The sequence below is a fragment of the Gammaproteobacteria bacterium genome (genome assembly GCA_036383255.1).
In the GTDB taxonomy this organism is placed as follows: domain Bacteria; phylum Pseudomonadota; class Gammaproteobacteria; order Natronospirales; family REEB76; genus DASUBN01.
In genome coordinates this window covers 19,611-38,207 of record DASVOS010000009.1, presented here as the reverse complement: position 1 = coordinate 38,207, position 18,597 = coordinate 19,611, and the positions used below count along the sequence as shown (strand labels likewise).

Here is an 18,597-nt window from a genome sequence, read left to right as displayed (position 1 = left end):
AAGGCTGGAAAGTGGCTCCCCGGGCCGGATTCGAACCAGCGACCAGTCGATTAACAGTCGACTGCTCTACCACTGAGCTACCGGGGAATCTCGAAGGGCGCATAGTTTAATCAAGCACCCCACAGGGGTCAATGAAAACAGGGCCCGCAAGGCATGTCGGACCGCATCGCAGCCAGCCTCGTCATCCCCACCTACAACCGCGAGGAGCTCCTGGTGGGCACCCTGCGCTGCGCTTTCGCCCAGGACTGCCCGGACCTGGAGATCCTGGTCATCGACCAGACCAAGGCTCACAACCCGGAGACCCAGGCGTTCCTGGAGGCGAACCAGGGCCGCTTCACCCACGTCCGTCCCGATTTCGCCTCGGTCACCAAGGCCCGCAACGAGGGTCTGCGCCGGGCCAGGGGGCAGGTCATCGTGTTCACGGATGACGACGTGAGCTTCGAGCCGGACTTCATCGCCAAGCACGTGGCCGCCCATGCCGACGGAACCCACGTGGTGCAGGGCCGGGTCACGGAGCACGGTTCCAAGCGCCCGGCCCAGCCCACCTGGCTCACGGATTCGCTGCGCTTCAAGGGCGGCGACAACTACGACCGGGACGGCGCCACCAACAACATCACCGGCTGCAACTTCTCCATCCGCCGCGAGGTGGTGGAGCGCATCGGCTACTTCGACGAGAACTTCCGGGGCGTATCGGTGCGCGAGGAGAGCGACTACGCCCGGCGCGCCTTCAAGGCTGGGCTGACCTTCAAGTTCTCCGCCTCCGCCGCCCTCTTCCACCACCGCAGCGCCAGCGGCGGCGTGGGCACGGGGGTACGCAACAACTTCTTCGAGCAGTCCTATTACTTCTGCGAGCTCATGTTCGCCAAGAAGCATTTCTCCGCCTGGACGGTGTTCACCTATCGCCTGCGGCTCTACCTGCGCGGGTTCAAGAACCTGCGCAAGCTCATCCGGGCGGCGGAGAAAGAGGCCGATGAGGCCGTCAAGAACCCGAAAGAGCGCTAAGCGGTCGTCAGCTTGAGACCGACGATTCCCGTCAAAATCAACGCCAAGCTCACAAGCCTGATCATCGCCGCTGACTCCCCGAATAGATACATGCCCAGCACCGCGGTGCCGAACACGCCGATGCCGGTCCACACCGCGTAGGCAGTGCCGATGGGAAGCTGCCGGGTCACGAGTCCGAGCAGGCCCATGCTCACGAGCATGGCTGCGAAGGTGAGCGTCGTGGGGACTGTCCGGGTAAACCCTTCCGTGTACTTGAGGCCGATGGCCCAGGCCACCTCGAACAGGCCGGCGACGACCAGCAGGGCCCAGGCTTGGGCCGGACTCATCATTATTTCCTGCCGGAAGTGAGGTCGGAACCGATCATCTTCAGGTAATCGCGGAACGTGTCGCCGAGTTCCGTGTGCTTCAAGCCGAACTCCACGGTGGCGCGCAGGTAGCCGAGCTTGCTGCCGCAGTCGTAGCGCACGCCCTCGAACTCGTAGCCGTAGACCTTCTCGAACTCCAGCAGCGCGGCGATGGCGTCGGTGAGCTGGATCTCGTTGCCGGCGCCGCGGCCGGTGCTCTTGATGAGCTCGAAGATGCGCGGCGTGAGGATGTAGCGTCCCACCACCCCCAGTTTCGAGGGCGCCACCTCGGGCTTCGGCTTCTCCACGATGGCCTGCACCTCGTGCAAGCGAGGTCCCACGTCGCGGGGGCTGATGATGCCGTAGCGCTGCGTCTCATCGGGCTTCACCCGCTCGATGCCCACCACGCTGGACTGGTGCTTGGCGTACACGTCCGCCATCTGCTGCAGTGCCGAGCGCTTGCCGCCGTCGATGAGGTCGTCCGCCAGGATCACGAAGAAGGGCTCATGGCCCACCGCCGCCTCGGCGCAGAGCACGGCATGGCCTAGTCCCAGCGCCTCCGCCTGGCGGATGTAGACGCAGGTCACGTGCGGCGGGACGATGCTCTGCACCATCTCCAGCTCGGCCTTGCGGCCGCGGCGCGCGAGCTCGGTCTCGAGCTCGTAGGCGCTGTCGAAGTGGTCCTCGATGGGCCGCTTGGTGCGGCTGGTCACGAACACCAGCACCTCCACGCCCGCCTGCACCGCCTCCTCCACCGCGTACTGGATCAGCGGCTTGTCCACCACCGGCAGCATCTCCTTGGGAGAAGCCTTGGTGGCAGGCAGGAAGCGCGTGCCGAGCCCCGCCACGGGGAACACGGCTTTGCGGATGCGGGGGGTGGACATTGAGTTCGCCTCTTTAACCTTTAAGGTTCTTCAGATCATCGGCTTGGGATGCACGCTCTGGCCGGGGCCGGAGAGCAGCACCTCGTGGAACGGCACGGTGCTGTCCCAGGTCTTGCAGGTGGGGCACTGCCAGTACAGGGTGCGGCTGCGGAAGCCGCACTCCTCGCAGCGGTAGCGCGGTCCGTTCTTCATGAGGTTGCGCACCGCCACCCGCAGCGGCTCCACGTCGGCAGCGGCCTGGCCGCCGTGGCGCGCGGCCAGCGCCGCGTGCATCTGGTACAAACCCTGCAGCGTCGGCTCGGTGCGCAGGTACTCGGTCACGCATTCGCGGGAAAGCGGGTCGTCCAGGCTGTCGTCCATGATGGCGGCGAGGCCGATGTAGCGCACTGCCTTCGGGGAAGAGCCCTTGAGCTTCTGCAGCAGCTCCGCGAAAGCGACGTCGCCGTCCTGGCGGCGCACCATGCGCGACAGCGCCGGCAGCACCTCGGTGGCATAGCGGATCTCGTGCTCCAGCACCGACTGGTACTGGCGGCGGCTCTCGCCCCAATCGGAGGCGTTCTCCGCCATCTGCGCCAGCATCAGGTGCGCGCGCACGCAGTCCTTGTCCTGGGATTGGGCCTTCTTCAGGTACTTGTGGGCGAGCGTCACGTCCTGTGCCAGCAGCGCCGACTGCGCCAGCTCGCAGTAGTACTGGCCGATGATCTTGTTCTCGGGATCGGTGGTGAGGGACTCCAGGCGCTTGCGCATGGCGATGGCCTGCTCCCAGTCGCGCTGCATCTCGTACAGCGTCACCAGGCTGTGCAATACCTGCTCGGTGTAGGACGGCGCGTCCAGGAGCTCGAGCAGGATGGTCTCGGCCCGGTCCATCAGGCCCGCGCGCAGGTAATCCTGCGCCAGCTCGTAGAGCGCGTCGGCGCGGTGCTGGCGGCTGAGGTTCGGCCGCGCGATCAGGTTCTGGTGGATGCGGATGGCGCGGTCCGCTTCGCCGCGGCGGCGGAACAGGCTGCCCAGCGCGAAATGCGTCTCCACCGTGTCCGAGTCCACCTCGGCCATGCGGATGAACACCTCGATGGCCTTGTCCGGCTCCTCGTTGAGCAGGAAGTTCAGGCCCTTGAAGTACTCGGCGCTGGCGAACTTGGCCGGCAGGTGGCGCTGCCCGGCGCGGGTCCAGCGCGCCAGGAACCAGCCGCCGAAGCCGGCGGCCACGATCAGCGTGAAGGCGATGGCGCCGGCGTTAGCGTTCATCGCGGGGCGGCACGCTGCGCAGGTTGCGGATCTCGGATTCGGCCTCTTCCAGGCTGCGGCGCTGACGGCGCATGTCCCGCTTCAGGCGGAACACCACGCCGAAGGCGCTGGCGAGGCCGAGCAGCCAGCCCAGCACCGCGGCGCCCAGGAGCGCGGATGACAGGTGCACCTCGTCGCTGCCGACGAGGTAGTCGAGCTGCACCATGACGCCGTTGGCGTAGGCCAGGAACAGCGCCACGATGAACAGTGAGACCAGGGAGATGAGGGTGATCCAGCGGAGCATGGTGGTTCACCGCCGCCGGCGGAATTGCTCAGGCTTCGGCCGTGGCATCTTCGTCGCTGTTGACTCGGTCACGCAGGTCCTTGCCCGGCTTGAAGTGCGGCACGTACTTGCCCGGCAGCGCTACCGCGTCGCCGGTCTTGGGGTTGCGCCCCATGCGCGGCGGGCGGAAGTGCAGCGAGAAGCTGCCGAAGCCGCGGATCTCGATGCGCCGGCCCGTGGAGAGCGCCGTGCTCATGCGCTCCAGGATCATCTTCACCGCCAGTTCGATGTCCTTGGCGGCGAGGTGGCTCTGCTTGCGCGATATCAGTTCGATCAGCTCAGACTTTGTCATGCCCTGCCTTGTGCCGAACGAGTTTAGCCCCTGACCCCGTTTCTTGACGCTTCGTCATGAAGTCGGCGCCCGCGGTGTCAAATCCGCGGGCGCCGATTCATCATCAGTCTTCCTTGGAACCGCCCATGTGCTCCTTGAGCAGGTCGCCGAGGGCGGTGGTGCCGCCCTGGCCGCCGCGGCCATAGTCTTCCATGGCCTGGGCTTCTTCCTGCATCTCCTTCGCCTTCACGGACAGGCTCAGGGTGCGGTTCTTGCGGTCCACGCCGGTGAAGCGGGCTTCGATCTCGTCGCCCTCCTTCAGCACGGTGCGCGCGTCCTCGATGCGGTCACGCGACAGCTCGGAGGCACGCAGGTAGCCCTCGATGCCGTTGCCCAGGTCGATGTTGGCGCCCTTGGCGTCGACAGCCGTGACCTTGCCCTTCACGATGCTGCCCTTCGGGTGGTCGGCCAGGAAGTTGGAGAAGGGGTCCTTCTCCATCTGCTTGACGCCGAGGGAGATGCGCTCGCGCTCGGCGTCCACCGCCAGCACGACCGCTTCCACTTCGTCACCCTTCTTGTAGTTGCGCACCGCCTCTTCGCCCGGCATGTCCCAGGAGATGTCGGAGAGGTGCACCAGGCCGTCGATACCGCCGTCCAGGCCCACGAAGATGCCGAAGTCCGTGATGGACTTGATCTTGCCCTTGATGCGGTCGCCCTTCTCGTGGCTGGCGGCGAAGTCGTCCCAGGGGTTCGGCTTGCACTGCTTCATGCCGAGCGAGATGCGACGGCGCTCCTCGTCGATGTCCAGCACCATCACCTCGGTCTCGTCGCCCACCTGGACGACCTTGGCCGGGTTGATGTTCTTGTTGGTCCAGTCCATCTCGGAGACGTGCACCAGGCCCTCGACGCCCGGCTCGATCTCCACGAAGCAGCCGTAGTCGGCCAGGTTCGTGACCTTGCCGAACAGGCGGGTGCCGTTCGGGTAGCGGCGCGCGATGTCGACCCACGGGTCCTCGCCCAGCTGCTTGAGGCCCAGCGAGACGCGGTTGCGCTCGCGGTCGAACTTGAGCACCTTGACGTCGATCTCCTGGCCCACGGCAACCACCTCGGACGGGTGCTTGACGCGCTTCCAGGCCATGTCGGTGATGTGCAGCAGGCCGTCGATGCCGCCGAGGTCGACGAACGCGCCGTACTCGGTGAGGTTCTTGACCACGCCCTTGACCACCGCGCCTTCCTGCAGCTTGGTGAGCAGCTCTTCGCGCTCGGCGCTGTATTCCTGCTCGACGACCGCGCGGCGGGAGACCACCACGTTGTTGCGGCGCTGGTCGAGCTTGATGACCTTGAACTCGAGCTCCTTGCCTTCCAGGTACACGGGATCGCGCACCGGGCGCACGTCCACCAGCGAGCCGGGCAGGAACGCGCGCACGCCGTCGATCTCGACGGTGAAGCCGCCCTTCACCTTGCCGGTGATGAAGCCCTTGACGATCTCGCCCTTGTTGAAGGAATCCTCGAGACGGGTCCACGAACGGGCGCGCTTGGCCTTCTCGCGCGACAGGCGCGTCTCGCCGAAGCCGTCCTCGAATGCATCGAGCGCGACTTCGACCTCGTCGCCCACGGCGACTTCCAGCTCACCCTGTTCGTTGTAAAACTGTTCGGCGGGGATGACCCCTTCCGACTTGAGACCGGCATTGACGATGACGACATCGGGCCGGATTTCCACCACCAGGGCCTTGAGGATCGACCCTGACTGCATCTGCTTCTTGCTGATGCTCTCTTCGAAAAGTTGTGCGAATGATTCGGTCATGTTGAGTTGTTTACACCCCCCTCGCGAGGGGCACCTGTGGTTGTTGCACCGCGCCCGATCCTTCGGGCTGACGGGTTGTTTAAAAAATGGGCGGTGGACGTCCTGTCCTGCCCTTCGTCAGTCGTTAACCGGTGAGTCCCAAGCGCTCGCCGGCCAGTTCCATGACACGTGCCACCACCTGGCCGATACCCACTCCGGTGGTATCCAGCCGCACCGCGTCGGCGGCGGGCTCCAGGGGGGAGATGGCGCGGGTCCTATCCCGCTCGTCCCGGGCACTTATGTCACGAAAAAGGCCGTCAAGGTTAGCAGTTAATCCTTTCTCTATCAACTGGTTATAACGTCTTTGGGCCCTCTCGGTCACGCTCGCCGTGAGGAAGATCTTGAGCCCGGCGTCGGGGAAGACCACCGTCCCCATGTCCCTGCCGTCCGCCACGAGGCCCGGCGCCCGGCGAAAACCCCGCTGCAGGTCCAGAAGACCCGCCCGCACTTCCGGGATCACCGCGAGGCGCGAGGCCGCTTCGCCGGTGGCCTCGGCCCGCACCTGGAGGCTCACGTCCTTGCCGTCCATGAGGATGCGTTCGCCGCCGGCGGCGTCCTGGCTGAACTCGATGCGCAGGGACCGGGCGAGCTGCCCGAGCCTGGCGGGCGCCTCGATGCCCGCCCCCGCCTCCTCCGCCGCGATGGCCAGGAGCCGGTAGAGAGCGCCGCTGTCCAGGAGGCTCCACCCCAGGCGTGCCGCCACGGCGCGGGCGATGGTGCCCTTGCCGGAACCGCTGGGGCCGTCGATGGCGATGACCGGGATGCTCATGCACGCTGCTCCGTGATCTGCAAGCCGGCTTCCCGGGCCATGGCCACGAAACCCGGGAAGGAGGTGTCCACGTTCGCGCAGTCCTGCACCCGCAGCGGGCCCTCCGTGCGCAGGCCCGCCACGGCGAAGGCCATGGCGATGCGATGGTCGCCTTCGCTCCGGATTTCGGCGCCCTTGAGGCGCGGCGTCCCGTTCACATTGATGTAATCGGGACCCGAATTCACCGTCACACCCAGAGCCTCGAGGCCCGCCTGCATGGCCTGCAGCCGGTCGCTCTCCTTCACCCGGAGCTCGCCGGCGCCGTGCACGCGGGTGATGCCCTCGGCGCAGGCGGCCGCCACCAGCACCGCGGGGATGTCGTCGATGGCGAGCGCCACGAGCTCAGGAGTGACATCGATGCCGCGCAACCTGCCGCCCTGCACCAGGATGTCCGCCGCCGGTTCACCACCGCCCAAGCGCGAGTGGTGGATCTCGATGTGGGCGCCCATGAGGCGCAGGATGCGGATCACTCCGTCGCGGGTCGGGTTCACGCCCACGCCCTCCAAGACGAGCTTGCTGCCGGGCGTCATGGCCGCGCCCACCATGAAGAACGCCGCCGAGGACAGGTCAGCCGGTACTTCTATGCGCGTGCCGCGCAGGATCTCGCCGCCGTGGACACCCAGCCAGCCGCTCTCCCGCAACACGTGCACGCCGAAGCTGTGAAACATGCGCTCGGTGTGGTCGCGGCTCGGGCCGGATTCCTTGAGCCAGGTGTAGCCGCCTGCGTAGAGGCCCGCGAGCAGGAGCGCCGACTTCACCTGGGCGCTGGCGATCTTGAGCACGTGGCGCGCCGGTTCCAGCGGCTGGATGGCGTGCAGCGTGATGGGCGCGAAGCCGTTGCGCGACTCGATGCTGGCGCCCATGGCCATGAGCGGATGGATCACGCGCTTCATGGGCCGCCTGCTCAGGGACTCATCGCCCGTGAGGGTGGCCTCGAAACCCTGCCCCGCCAAGAGGCCCATGAAGAGGCGCATGGCGGTGCCGGAGTTGCCGAGGTCGATGGGCTTGGGAGACGGCTTGAGGCCGTGCAGCCCGCGTCCATGCACCACGAGATGCGAAGGGCCGCGCTCGTCCACCTGCACGCCCATGGCGCGGATGGCTGCGAGCGTCGCCAGGCAGTCGGCCCCCGTGAGGAAGCCCTCGATCTCGGTGTCGCCCTCGGCGATGGCGCCCAGCATGAGCGCGCGGTGGGAGATGGACTTGTCGCCCGGCAGCCGCAGCTTCCCCTGCAGCGAGCCGCCCGGCGTGACCGTGTAGTCCAGCCGCGGTGCCATGCTCAGGCGCCGAGGACCTTCTTCAGGGACGTGAGGAGGCGCGTGTTCTGTTCCGCGAGCCCGATGCTGATGCGCAGATGGTCCGGCATGCCGTAGCCGTCCAGGGGACGCACGATCACGCCCTCCTTGAGCAGCGCCTGGAACACGGCGCGGCCGGGGCGACCCACGTCCACGGTGACGAAGTTGCAGATGGAAGGGATGGTCCTGAGGCCCATGGCCTTTAGACCGGCGTCCAGCTTCGGCAATTCCGTGCGGTTGAGCTCGAGGGTCTCGCGGATGTGGTCCTGGTCGCCCAGCGCCGCGACGGCACCCGCCTGGCCGATGCTGTTGGGGTTGAACGAGAGGCGCACGCGGTTCAAGAGCTCCACCAGCTTCGGATGCGCGAGCGCGTAGCCGACGCGCGCGCCTGCGAGGCCGTAGATCTTGGAGAAGGTGCGCATCACGATGAGGTTCGGGAAGCGCGCCAGCAGCGTGCTGCCGTCCGGGTAGTCCTGCGTGAAGTCCGAGGCGAACTCGAAGTAAGCCTCGTCCAACAGCACCAGGCAGTCCTTCGGCACCTTCTCCAGGAGCGCGGCGAGCTCGCGCTTGTCCAGCCACGTGCCCGTGGGGTTGTTGGGGTTGGCGATGAACACCACGCGGGTGTCGGGGCGGATGGCCGCCGCCATCTTCGCCGCGTCGTGGCCGTAAGGCTGCTTCGGATGGTCCGCCGGCAGCGCATCGGCGACGATGAGCTCCGCGCCTGCCGCCTGGGAAACGATGGAGTACACCGCAAAACCGTAGCGGGAGATCACCGCCGAGCGGCCGGCGCCCAGGAATGCCCGCGCCACCATCTCCAGGATATGGTCGGAGCCCGTCGCCACCAGGATGTTCGCGGTGCCGGTGCCGTGGTGCTCCGCCAGCGCGCGCTTGAGCGCAAAGGCGTTGCCGTCGGGGTAGAGCGCGGTATCGTCCAGCGCGGCGCGCATCGCCACCAGCGCCTTGGGCGAGGTGCCGAGCGGATTCTCGTTGGAGGCGAGCTTGATGATGCCGGTGATGCCGAGCTCGCGCTCGAGCTCCGAGATGGGCTTGCCGGGCTCGTAGGGGTGCAGCGCCCGCACGCCCGGCATGCAGAACTGGAGCGGGTCGAACTCAGCCATGACGGCGTTCGAAGTCGTCCATGAACGCGATCAGGGCCCGCACGCCCTCTTCCGGCATGGCGTTGTACATGCTGGCGCGCATGCCCCCGGCGAAGCGGTGGCCCTTGAGGTTGAGCAGGCCCGCGGCCTCCGCACCCTCCAGGAACTTGGGCTCCAGCGCCTTGTCGGCGCAGTTGAACGGCACGTTCATGATGGAGCGCACGGGCTTGGCAATCTTGTTGAAGTAGAAGCCGGTGCGGTCCACCCGCGCGTACAGCAGTTCCGCCTTGCGCTTGTTGCGCTCGGCCATGGCGGCGGCGCCACCCTCCTTCCTGATCCAGTGCAGCATCTTGCCGCACACGTACCACGGGTACACCGATGGCGTGTTGAGCATGGAGTGCTGCTCGGCGTGGGCACGGTAATCCATCATGGTCGGGATGCCGGGCGCGATGGGTTTCAGCCTGTCGCGACGCGCGATCACCACCGTGAGGCCGGCGATGCCGAGGTTCTTCTGGGCGGCGGCGTAGATCAGCGCGTACTTGTCCACGTCCACCGGCCGCGACAGGATCATGGAGGTCATGTCCGCCGCGAGCGGCACGCCGACCTCGGGGATGGAGAGGAACTCCACGCCGCCGATGGTCTCGTTCACGGTGTAGTGCAGGTAGGCGGCGTCCTGGCGCACCTTCCAGGAGGACACCGGCGGGATGTCCTTGTAGTCGGAGTCCTTGGCGTCGGCGGCGAGGCTCGCCTGGGCGAGCTTCTGCCCTTCCTGCCAGGCCCGGTTCGACCAGTGGCCGGTGACCACGTAGTCCGCCTTGCCTTCCGGCGCCGGCGCGAGGTTCAAGGGCACCATGCCGAACTGGGTGGCGGCGCCACCCTGCAGGAACAGCACCACGTAGTCCTCGGAGATGTCCATAAGCGAGCGCAGCGTGGCTTCGCAGTCGGCGGCGATCGGCTCGAACATGGGCGTGCGGTGGCCCATCTCCATCACCGACTGGCGGGTGCCGCGGTAGTCGAGGAGCTCCTCGCGCAGCTCCAGCATGACCTCGGTCGGCAGCATCGCCGGGCCGGCGCCGAAGTTGTAGCCGCGCCCTTCCACCAGCGTGCCGGGCTTGTCAGCCTGCGCCGTTCTCATCGCCCTCGTCCCCCTCAATGCGGTCCACGCCCACCAAGAGCTCGCCCTCCGCGAGCCGGATCAGCCGCACGCCCTGGGTGTTGCGGCCGATCACCGAGATGTCCTGCGCCGGGGTGCGCACCAGGGTGCCGGCGTTGCTGATGAGCATCACTTCGGAATCCGGCGCCACCTGGATGGCGCCCACCACCTTGCCGTTGCGCTCGGTGGTCTGGATGGAGATCACGCCCTGGCCGCCGCGGCCCTGCACCGGGTAGTCCGCGGCCGGAGTGCGCTTGCCGTAGCCGTGCTCGGTGGCGGTGAGCACATCGCCCTCGCCCACGATGATGAGGCCGATGACGTGCTCGTCCTTGGCGAGCTGGATGCCGCGCACGCCGGCGGCGTTGCGGCCCATGGGCCGCACGTCGGCTTCCTTGAAGCGGATGGACTTGCCGTTGGAGGCGAACAGCATCGCGTCGCGCTGGCCGTCGGTGATGGCCACGCCGACCAGGCCGTCACCCTCGTTCAGCTCCACGGCGATGATGCCGCTGGAGCGCGGGCGCGAGAAGTTGTCGAGCGAGGTCTTCTTGACCGTGCCGTCGCGCGTCGCCATGAACACGAACTTGTCGGCGGAATAGTCCTTCACAGGCATGGCCGCGGTGATGCGCTCGCCCTCGGCCAGCGGCAAGAGGTTCACGATCGGCTTGCCGCGCGCGCCGCGTCCGGCCTGCGGGAACTGGTAGACCTTGAGCCAGTAGACCTTGCCGATGCTGGAGAAGCACAGCACCGTGTCGTGGGTGTTGGCCACGAACAGGTTGTCCACGAAGTCCTCGTCCTTCACCGCGGTGGCGGCCTTGCCGCGGCCGCCGCGCCGCTGCGCGCGATAGGTGGAGACCGGCTGTGACTTGGCGTAGCCGGCGTGGGACAGCGTCACCACCACCTCCTCCTCGGTGATGAGGTCCTCGATGGTGAGGTCCTCCTGGTCGGAGATGATCACGGTGCGGCGCTCGTCGCCGTATTCCTCGCGCAGCGCCATGAGCTCGCCGCGGATCACCTTGAGCAGCTTGTCCGGGTCGGCCAGGATCGCGCGCAGCTCGCCGATGAGCGTGAGCAGCTCCTTGTACTCGCCGACGATCTTCTCCTGCTCCAGGCCCGTGAGGCGGTGCAGGCGCAGGTCCAGGATCGCCTGGGCCTGGGCGTCGGAGAGCTTGTACTTCCCCTTGACCAGGCCGAAGGCCGCGTCCAGGCCGTCCGGACGCGAGGCCTCAGCGCCGGCGCGCTTCAGCATGTCGGTCACCATGCCGGGCGCCCAGTCGCGGCCCATGAGGCCGGTCTTGGCCTCGGCGGGATTGGGCGAGCGCTTGATGAGCTCGATCATCTCGTCGATGTTCGCGAGCGCGACCGCCAGTCCTTCCAGCACGTGGGCGCGTTCGCGCGCCTTGCGCAGGTCGAACACGGTGCGGCGGGTCACCACCTCGCGGCGGTGGCGCAGGAACGCCTCCAGCAGGTCCTTCAGGTTGAGTAGCTTGGGCTGGCCGTCCACCAGCGCCACGGTGTTGATGCCGAACACCGTCTGCATGGCGGTGTGCTGGTAGAGGTTGTTGATCATCACCTCGGTGTTCTCGCCGCGGCGCAGCTCGATCACCATGCGCATGCCGTCCTTGTCGGACTCGTCGCGCAGCTCGGTGATGCCGTCGAGCTTCTTGTCCTTCACCAGCTCGGCGATGCGCTCCAGCAGGCGCGCCTTGTTCACCATGTACGGCAGTTCCGTCACGATGATGGACTGCTTGGCGCCTTCCTTGCCCTCCACATGGCACTTGGCGCGCACGAAGATGCGGCCGCGGCCGGTGAAGTAGGCCTCGTGGATGCCGCGCGCGCCGTTGATGATGCCGCCGGTCGGGAAGTCCGGCCCCGGCATGTGCTTCATGAGGTCGTGGATGCTTAGGCTGGGGTCGTCGATCAGCGCGATGCAGGCGCCGATCGTCTCGCGGATGTTGTGCGGCGGGATGTTGGTGGCCATGCCCACCGCGATGCCCGAGGAGCCGTTGACCAGCAGGTTCGGCAGCTTGGCCGGCAGCACCGAGGGCTCGGTCTCGGACTCGTCGTAGTTCGGGACGAAGTCCACCGTCTCCTTGTCGATGTCGGCCAGCATCTCGTGCGCGATCTTGGCCATGCGCACTTCGGTGTAACGCATGGCCGCCGGGGCGTCACCGTCCACGGAGCCGAAGTTGCCCTGGCCGTCGATGAGCACGTAGCGCATCGAGAACGGCTGCGCCATGCGCACGATGGTGTCGTACACCGCCACGTCGCCGTGGGGGTGGTACTTACCGATGACGTCGCCGACGACGCGGGCGGACTTCTTGTAGGGCTTGTTGTAGTCGTTGCCGAGCTCCTGCATGGCGTAGAGGACGCGGCGGTGCACCGGCTTCAGGCCGTCGCGCACGTCCGGCAGCGCCCGACCCACGATCACGCTCATGGCGTAATCCAGGTAGGACTGCTTCATCTCCTCTTCGAGGTTGACGAGCGCGAGCTCGCGGGCAAAATCGGCCATGCAAGAGCTGGATTTCTAAGGGTTTTTTTGAGCCGCCGGGGGCGGGAAAATCAGAACGAATATGTTACCACAAAAGGCCGATTTATCGAGCGGTTTCAAATACTTCCGTGCGGGTATTTGCCCCGGAAACCGGCGGATTTTTGCCCGGTTTCATGGCCGCTTTCCGCGCCCCTCGGACCGCCGCCAAGGCGTGCATCGCCCTGCATCCGAAGCGGTCATTTTCGAGCGTGTTGTGCGCGGCTCGTGCACGCACACAGCGACCGCAGCGGCATTTCTATAGACTAGCGGCTCAAGGTCGCACGATGGATCCCTTGTGATGCAGACGGTCGAGACGCTGGTCCATGCCCGCTGGGTCGTACCGGTGGAGCCGGCAGGCCGCGTGCTGGAAAACCACGCGGTGGCCGTCGAACACGGCCGCATCGTCGCGCTGCTCCCCTCCGCCGAGGCGCGCGCGCGCTTCGAGGCCGCCGAGGAAGTGATGCTCGAGCGCCACGCGCTCATCCCCGGCCTCGTGAACGCCCACACCCATGCCGCCATGACGCTCCTGCGCGGCCTCGCGGACGACCTGCCGCTGATGCAGTGGCTCAAGGACCACATCTGGCCGGTGGAGAACCGCTGGGCCAACGCCGACTTCGTGCGCGATGGCGTCGAGCTCGCCGTGGCCGAGATGCTGCGCGGCGGCACCACCTGCTTCGGCGACATGTACTTCTTCCCGGAGACGGCGGCCCAGGCGGTACGCCAGGCCGGCATGCGCGCGGCGCTGGGGCTCGTGGTGTTCGATTTCCCCAGTTCCTGGGGCAGCGGCCCCGAGGAATACATCGCCAAGGGCCTCGCCCTGCGGGACCAGCACAAGAACGACCCCCTGCTCAGCTTCACCCTGGCACCCCACGCGCCCTACACCGTCTCGGATCCCTGGCTGGTGAAGATCCGCACCCTGGCGGATGAACTGGACCTGCCGGTGCACACCCACCTGCACGAGACCGCGGGCGAGGTGGCGGACAGCGAAGCCAGGCACGGCATGCGGCCCATCGCGCGCTTGGCGGGTCTCGGCTTGTTCACGCCCTCGCTGCTGGCGGCGCACATGACCCAGCTTGACGACGCGGAGATCACCGAGGGCGCGAAGAACGGCATCAGCGTGGTGCACTGCCCCTCTTCCAACCTCAAGCTCGCCTCCGGCTTCTGCCCGGTGGCGAAGCTGCTCGGGGCCGGCGTGAACGTGGCGCTCGGCACCGACGGCGCCGCCAGCAACAACACCCTGGACATGTTCGCGGAGATGAAGACTGCGGCGCTCCTGGCCAAGGGCGTCGCCGGTGACCCCACCGCGGTACCCGCCGCTACGGCCCTGCGCATGGCGACGCTCAACGGTGCCCGCGCCCTGGGACTCGACAAGGACCTGGGTTCCCTGACGCCCGGCAAATGGGCAGACATGGCGGCACTGGATCTCGGCGGGGCCGAGACCCAGCCGGTGCACGACGTGGTCTCGACGCTGGTCTACGCCGTGGGTCGCGAGCAGGTCAGTGACGTGTGGGTGGCGGGCAAGCGCCTGCTGCAGGAACGGCGCCTCACGCGCATGGACCTGCCGGCGATCCTCAATCGCGCCGACGACTGGTGCGGGCGTATCGGCGCGGGCCCGGCCGCGGCCCGGAGCGCATGACCATGCATGCCAATCTCGACGCAGATGAGATCGCCAAGTTCGATGCCATCGCCGCGCGCTGGTGGGACCCGGGCGGCGAGTTCAAGCCGCTGCACGCCATCAATCCGCTGCGCCTGGACTATGTCGACCGGTGCGCTCCCCTCGCCGGCCGCACCGTGCTGGACATCGGCTGCGGCGGCGGCCTGATGGCCGAGGGCATGGCCGGCCGCGGCGCGAAGGTCACGGGCATCGACCTCTCTGAGGGCGCGCTCAAGGTGGCGAAGCTCCACCTCAAGGAGAGCGGCCGGCAGGTGGAGTACCTGCACATCAGCGCCGAAGCGCTGGCAGCGGAACGGCCCGGCGCCTTCGACGTGGTCACCTGTCTCGAGATGCTGGAGCACGTGCCGGACCCGGGCTCGGTGATCCGTGCCTGCGCCACGATGCTCAAGCCCGGCGGCCAAGTGGTGTTCTCCACCCTCAACCGCACGCCCAAGGCCTTCGCCCTGGCGATCCTGGGCGGCGAGTACCTGCTTAGGCTCATCCCGCCCGGCACCCACGAGTACGCCAAGTTCATCCGGCCCTCGGAGCTGGATGCTTGGGCGCGGGAAGCGGGGCTCACGCTCCGGCACAGCACCGGGCTGCACTACAATCCCCTCACCCGGGGATATCGCATGGCCCCGGGCCTGGACGTGAACTACTTCATGCATTTCAGCAAGGCGGCATGGACCTGAACCTCGTGCTCTTCGACCTGGACGGCACTCTCATGGATACCGCGCCGGACATGGGCGCGGCGCTCAACGAGCTGCGGGCCGAGCACAACCTGCCGCCCCTCACGGCGGACCGCATCCGCCCCTGGGTCTCCCATGGCGCCATGGGCCTGCTCAAGCTCGGCTTCGGTATCCAGCCCCAGGACGCCCGCTTCTCCGAGATGCGCACCCGCTATCTCGCCCTCTACGAGGCCAGGCTCACCCGCGAGACGCACCTGTTCCACGGCATGCCTGAGGTGCTGGACGCGCTTGAGTGCCAGGGCCGTACGTGGGGCATCGTCACCAACAAGCCGGGCTGGCTCACGGAACCGCTGCTGGAAGCCTGCGGGGTGCGCCAGCGCGCCGCCTGCGTGGTGAGCGGCGACACCCTCGCCCGGCGCAAACCGCACCCCGATCCCCTGCTCCACGCCGCCGGCCTCTGCGGCCTGCCCGCCGCCCAAGGCGTGTACGTGGGTGACGCGGAGCGGGACGTGCAGTCCGCCCATGCCGCCGGCATGCTGGCGGTGGTGGCGCTCTACGGCTACCTCGGCGAGGAGGAACGGCCCGACGTGTGGAAGCCCGACCACAGCATCAAGCACCCGAGCGAGCTCCTGGATTGGCTCGCCACCCAGCCCGCGCCCCGTGCCGCGGCGGGAGCGGGCGCATGAGCCCGGCTCTGCTGGTCCTAATCGGCGTCGTGGTGCTGGGTGCCGGGCTCGCGGTGGGCTATGCCATCGCCGCCACCCGCTACGCCGCCTACAAGGCCAAGGCCGAGGCCGGCACGGATCTTGAGACCACCTTCAAGGCGCTGGCGAGCGATGCCCTCAAGGGCAACAACCAGGCCTTCCTGGAACTCGCGAACCAGAACCTCAGCCGCTACCAGGCCGAGGCCCGGGGCGAACTGGACAAGAAGCAGCAAGCCTTCGCCGAGCTCATCAAGCCTATCAACGAGACCTTGAAGAAGACCGAGGAGCAGATCCGCGAGATCGAGAAGGAGCGCAAGGAATCCTTCGGCAGCATCTCCACCCAGCTCAAGCTCATGTCCGAAGGCCAGTCGCAGCTCGGCCAGGAGACCCGCAACCTCGTGAACGCTCTGCGCCGTCCCGAGGTGCGGGGCCGCTGGGGTGAGATGACGCTGAAGCGCCTCGCGGAACTCGCCGGCATGGTGGAGCGCTGCGACTTCGTCGAGCAGTTGCATACCGGCACCGAGGATGGCGCGCTGCGCCCGGACATGGTGATCCGCCTGCCGGACAACCGCGAGCTGGTGGTGGACGCCAAGACCTCCCTCGACAGCTACATCTCCGCCATCGAGGCCGCCGACGTCCAGGCGCGGGACACCCACCTCGCCGGCCACGCCCGCAAGGTGCGGGAACGCATCAAGGAGCTGGCGGGCAAGCGCTACTGGGACCAGTTCAAGACCAGCCCGGACTTCGTGATCCTGTTCATCCCCGGCGACCAGTTCCTCTCGGCAGCGCTGGACCGGGAACCCGGCCTGATCGAAGAAGCCTTGCGGCAGAAGGTGATGCTGGCGACGCCCACGAGCTTCGTGGCGCTGCTGAAGGCCGTGGCCTACGGCTGGCGCCAGGTGGCCCTCGCCGAGAACGCCGAGCGCATCCGCGAACACGCCGAGACCCTGCACCAGCGCATCGCCACCTTCGCGGAGCACATGGCCAAGATCGGCGGCGCCCTGGAGAACAGCGTGCAGCACTTCAACAACGCGGTGGGCTCCCTGGAGCGGCAGGTGCTGCCGGCGGCGCGCCGCTTCACCGAACTCGGCGTGCAGTCCAAGAAGGAGATGCCGGAGCTGGAGCCGGTAGAGACCGCGGCACGCATCACCGACGGCAAGAAGCCGGACGCATGAGCACCCAGGCTGAAGCGAAGCTCGCGACCGCTCCTCTAGACTTCCGCCTTTCCCTCACTTTCATCTCCCCTGGGCAGCGCGCCGCCCAGACGGCACTGCATGCGGTCTATCTGGAATTGCGTGAGGTGCCGCGGGAAGTGCGGGACCCGGGCGTGGCGGACGTGAAGCTGCGCTGGTGGGAAGAAGAGATCGCCCTGCTCTACGCCGGCAAGGCGCGCCACCCCCTCACCCAGGCGCTCATGCCCTACATGGCTGCCCTCAAGGGCTGCCAGCAGGCGTTCCTGGACCTCGTCACCGGTGCGCGCATGGACATCGCAGGTGCCGGCTTGCCGGCCTTCGAGGACGTGAAGCGCTACAGCTACCGCCATTCCGGAGCCCTATCGGAACTGTCAGCCCTATTGGCCGGCGCTGGTTCAGAGGCAGCCCTGCTCTCGGCGCGGCTCCTGGGCAACGCCGCCTGCCTCGCGGACATCGCCAGCCGCGGCGTGGCGCAGGCGCTGCAGGGCCGTTTGCTCTTCGCCGCCGAGGACCTGCGCCTGCACGGCATCGACAAGCACATCCACGGGGAGACCCAGGGCGATCCCGCGGTGCTCGCCTTGGTGAAAGATTACGGCGACCGCGCCCGGGCCATGCACGCGGACGCGATCCGCAGCACGCCCGTGGGCGAGCGTCATGCGCTCATCCCCTGGCGTATCCGCAGCACACTGGCCCTGAAGCGCGAGCGCAAGCAGGAGCATGCGGGTTCCAGCCGCGCGGCGGAGCCCGTAGAATTGCACCCCCTGTCTGCGCTGTTCACTGCCTGGAACACCGCGCGCAAATCGAGATAGAGCACTCATGGCCGAGAACAAGCGCGATTACTCTCCCGCGAAGGATCTACTGAAGGACCGCGTGATCTTGGTGACCGGCGCCGGCGACGGCATCGGCCGCGCTGTGTCCGTGGCGCTGGGCGCCCACGGCGCCACGGTGGTGCTGCTCGGCAAGACCGTGAAGAAGCTGGAAGCGACCTACGATGCCTTGGTGGCGGCGGGCGCGCCCAAGCCCGGCATCTACCCCATGGACCTCATGGGCGCCCGCTACAAGGACTACGAGGACATGGTCGGCGTGCTGGACAAGGAGTACGGCCGGCTCGATGGCCTCTTGCATAACGCCGGCATCCTAGGCGAGCGCTCCCCCATCGAGCACCACGAGGTTCACATCTGGCAGCAGGTGCTGCAGGTGAACCTCACGGCGCCGTTCATGCTGAGCAAGGCTTGCCTCGAACTCCTCTACAAGTCGCCGGACGCCTCGGTGGTGTTCACTTCCTCCGGCGTGGCTCGCAAGCCGCGCGCCTATTGGGGCGCCTACGCCGTGTCCAAGGCTGGCATCGAGAGCCTCTCGGCCATGCTGGCGGACGAGACGGAGTTCCGGAAGACCCTGCGGGTCAACAGCCTCAACCCGGGACCGGTGAAGACCGAGATGCGCCGCCTGGCCTTCCCGGCGGAAGACCGGGAGAAGCTCGCGACGCCCGAGAGCATCGTGGGGACTTATCTGTATCTGTTGGGGCCGGACAGCAAGGGCGTGACGGGGCAGCAGTTCGACGCCCAGTGA

Annotated in this window: 18 protein-coding genes and 1 tRNA gene; 7 read left to right on the top strand and 12 right to left on the bottom strand. The window is 67.4% G+C overall.

The genetic code is table 11. The features are described 5' to 3' along the window. Positions 1-12: 12 nt before the first annotated feature. Positions 13-87, bottom strand: a tRNA-Asn gene (locus VF651_04800). A 66-nt stretch (positions 88-153) separates the two neighbouring features. Between VF651_04800 and VF651_04795 the strand changes: the two genes are divergently transcribed. Then, positions 154-1,002: a glycosyltransferase gene (locus VF651_04795; GenBank protein ID HEX7965018.1), complete on the top strand. Its 849-nt coding sequence runs from the start codon at positions 154-156 to the stop codon at positions 1,000-1,002. On the opposite strand, the gene sugE is transcribed toward VF651_04795, so the two are convergent. The 11 genes from sugE to gyrA all read right to left on the bottom strand — a co-directional run bounded on the left by sugE (position 999) and on the right by gyrA (position 12,770). Next, a complete protein-coding gene (sugE, locus tag VF651_04790) occupies positions 999-1,328 on the bottom strand; it encodes a quaternary ammonium compound efflux SMR transporter SugE (GenBank protein ID HEX7965017.1) in 330 nt (109 codons plus the stop codon). The two genes, VF651_04795 and sugE, sit on opposite strands and share 4 nt — an antisense overlap. A gap of 2 nt (positions 1,329-1,330) precedes the next feature. Then, the gene (gene galU / locus VF651_04785) at positions 1,331-2,230 is read right to left on the bottom strand and encodes a UTP--glucose-1-phosphate uridylyltransferase GalU (protein HEX7965016.1); all 900 of its coding nucleotides are present in this window, start codon (positions 2,228-2,230) and stop codon (positions 1,331-1,333) included. Between the two features lie 30 nt (positions 2,231-2,260). Then, positions 2,261-3,475, bottom strand: coding sequence for a lipopolysaccharide assembly protein LapB (gene lapB / locus VF651_04780; GenBank protein HEX7965015.1), 1,215 nt, complete (start codon positions 3,473-3,475; stop codon positions 2,261-2,263). Continuing rightward, positions 3,465-3,758, bottom strand: coding sequence for a LapA family protein (locus tag VF651_04775; protein ID HEX7965014.1), 294 nt, complete (start codon positions 3,756-3,758; stop codon positions 3,465-3,467). Before VF651_04775 ends, lapB begins: the two co-directional genes overlap by 11 nt. A 28-nt stretch (positions 3,759-3,786) precedes the next feature. Further along, positions 3,787-4,089, bottom strand: a complete 303-nt coding sequence (locus VF651_04770) for an integration host factor subunit beta (GenBank protein ID HEX7965013.1) — start codon at positions 4,087-4,089, stop codon at positions 3,787-3,789. Positions 4,090-4,192: 103 nt separating this feature from the next. Further along, positions 4,193-5,872: a 30S ribosomal protein S1 gene (gene rpsA, locus VF651_04765; GenBank protein ID HEX7965012.1), complete on the bottom strand. Its 1,680-nt coding sequence runs from the start codon at positions 5,870-5,872 to the stop codon at positions 4,193-4,195. A gap of 124 nt (positions 5,873-5,996) precedes the next feature. Beyond that, the gene (gene cmk, locus VF651_04760; GenBank protein HEX7965011.1) at positions 5,997-6,680 is read right to left on the bottom strand and encodes a (d)CMP kinase; all 684 of its coding nucleotides are present in this window, start codon (positions 6,678-6,680) and stop codon (positions 5,997-5,999) included. Next, positions 6,677-7,993: a 3-phosphoshikimate 1-carboxyvinyltransferase gene (gene aroA, locus VF651_04755; protein HEX7965010.1), complete on the bottom strand. Its 1,317-nt coding sequence runs from the start codon at positions 7,991-7,993 to the stop codon at positions 6,677-6,679. Before aroA ends, cmk begins: the two co-directional genes overlap by 4 nt. Positions 7,994-7,995: 2 nt before the next feature. Beyond that, the gene (hisC, locus tag VF651_04750) at positions 7,996-9,129 is read right to left on the bottom strand and encodes a histidinol-phosphate transaminase (GenBank protein HEX7965009.1); all 1,134 of its coding nucleotides are present in this window, start codon (positions 9,127-9,129) and stop codon (positions 7,996-7,998) included. Next, positions 9,122-10,243 carry a 3-phosphoserine/phosphohydroxythreonine transaminase gene (serC, locus tag VF651_04745; protein ID HEX7965008.1) on the bottom strand — a complete coding sequence of 374 codons (1,122 nt, stop codon included), beginning with the start codon at positions 10,241-10,243 and terminating at the stop codon, positions 9,122-9,124. Before serC ends, hisC begins: the two co-directional genes overlap by 8 nt. Then, positions 10,224-12,770: a DNA gyrase subunit A gene (gene gyrA, locus VF651_04740; protein ID HEX7965007.1), complete on the bottom strand. Its 2,547-nt coding sequence runs from the start codon at positions 12,768-12,770 to the stop codon at positions 10,224-10,226. The genes serC and gyrA overlap by 20 nt, the downstream gene beginning before the upstream one ends. A 316-nt stretch (positions 12,771-13,086) precedes the next feature. Between gyrA and VF651_04735 the strand changes: the two genes are divergently transcribed. The 6 genes from VF651_04735 to VF651_04710 are packed head-to-tail and all read left to right on the top strand — an operon-like array spanning position 13,087 to position 18,597. After that, positions 13,087-14,424: a TRZ/ATZ family hydrolase gene (locus VF651_04735; protein ID HEX7965006.1), complete on the top strand. Its 1,338-nt coding sequence runs from the start codon at positions 13,087-13,089 to the stop codon at positions 14,422-14,424. Between the two features lie 2 nt (positions 14,425-14,426). Beyond that, positions 14,427-15,134: a bifunctional 2-polyprenyl-6-hydroxyphenol methylase/3-demethylubiquinol 3-O-methyltransferase UbiG gene (gene ubiG / locus VF651_04730; protein ID HEX7965005.1), complete on the top strand. Its 708-nt coding sequence runs from the start codon at positions 14,427-14,429 to the stop codon at positions 15,132-15,134. After that, complete coding sequence (gene gph, locus VF651_04725; protein HEX7965004.1) at positions 15,125-15,817, top strand: phosphoglycolate phosphatase; 693 nt, start codon at positions 15,125-15,127, stop codon at positions 15,815-15,817. The genes ubiG and gph overlap by 10 nt, the downstream gene beginning before the upstream one ends. Further along, a complete protein-coding gene (locus VF651_04720; protein HEX7965003.1) occupies positions 15,814-17,010 on the top strand; it encodes a DNA recombination protein RmuC in 1,197 nt (398 codons plus the stop codon). Before gph ends, VF651_04720 begins: the two co-directional genes overlap by 4 nt. Further along, entirely contained in the window at positions 17,007-17,837 is an 831-nt protein-coding gene (locus VF651_04715) for a squalene/phytoene synthase family protein (protein ID HEX7965002.1), read from the top strand. The genes VF651_04720 and VF651_04715 overlap by 4 nt, the downstream gene beginning before the upstream one ends. Before the next feature lie 7 nt (positions 17,838-17,844). After that, positions 17,845-18,597 carry a YciK family oxidoreductase gene (locus VF651_04710; GenBank protein ID HEX7965001.1) on the top strand — a complete coding sequence of 251 codons (753 nt, stop codon included), beginning with the start codon at positions 17,845-17,847 and terminating at the stop codon, positions 18,595-18,597.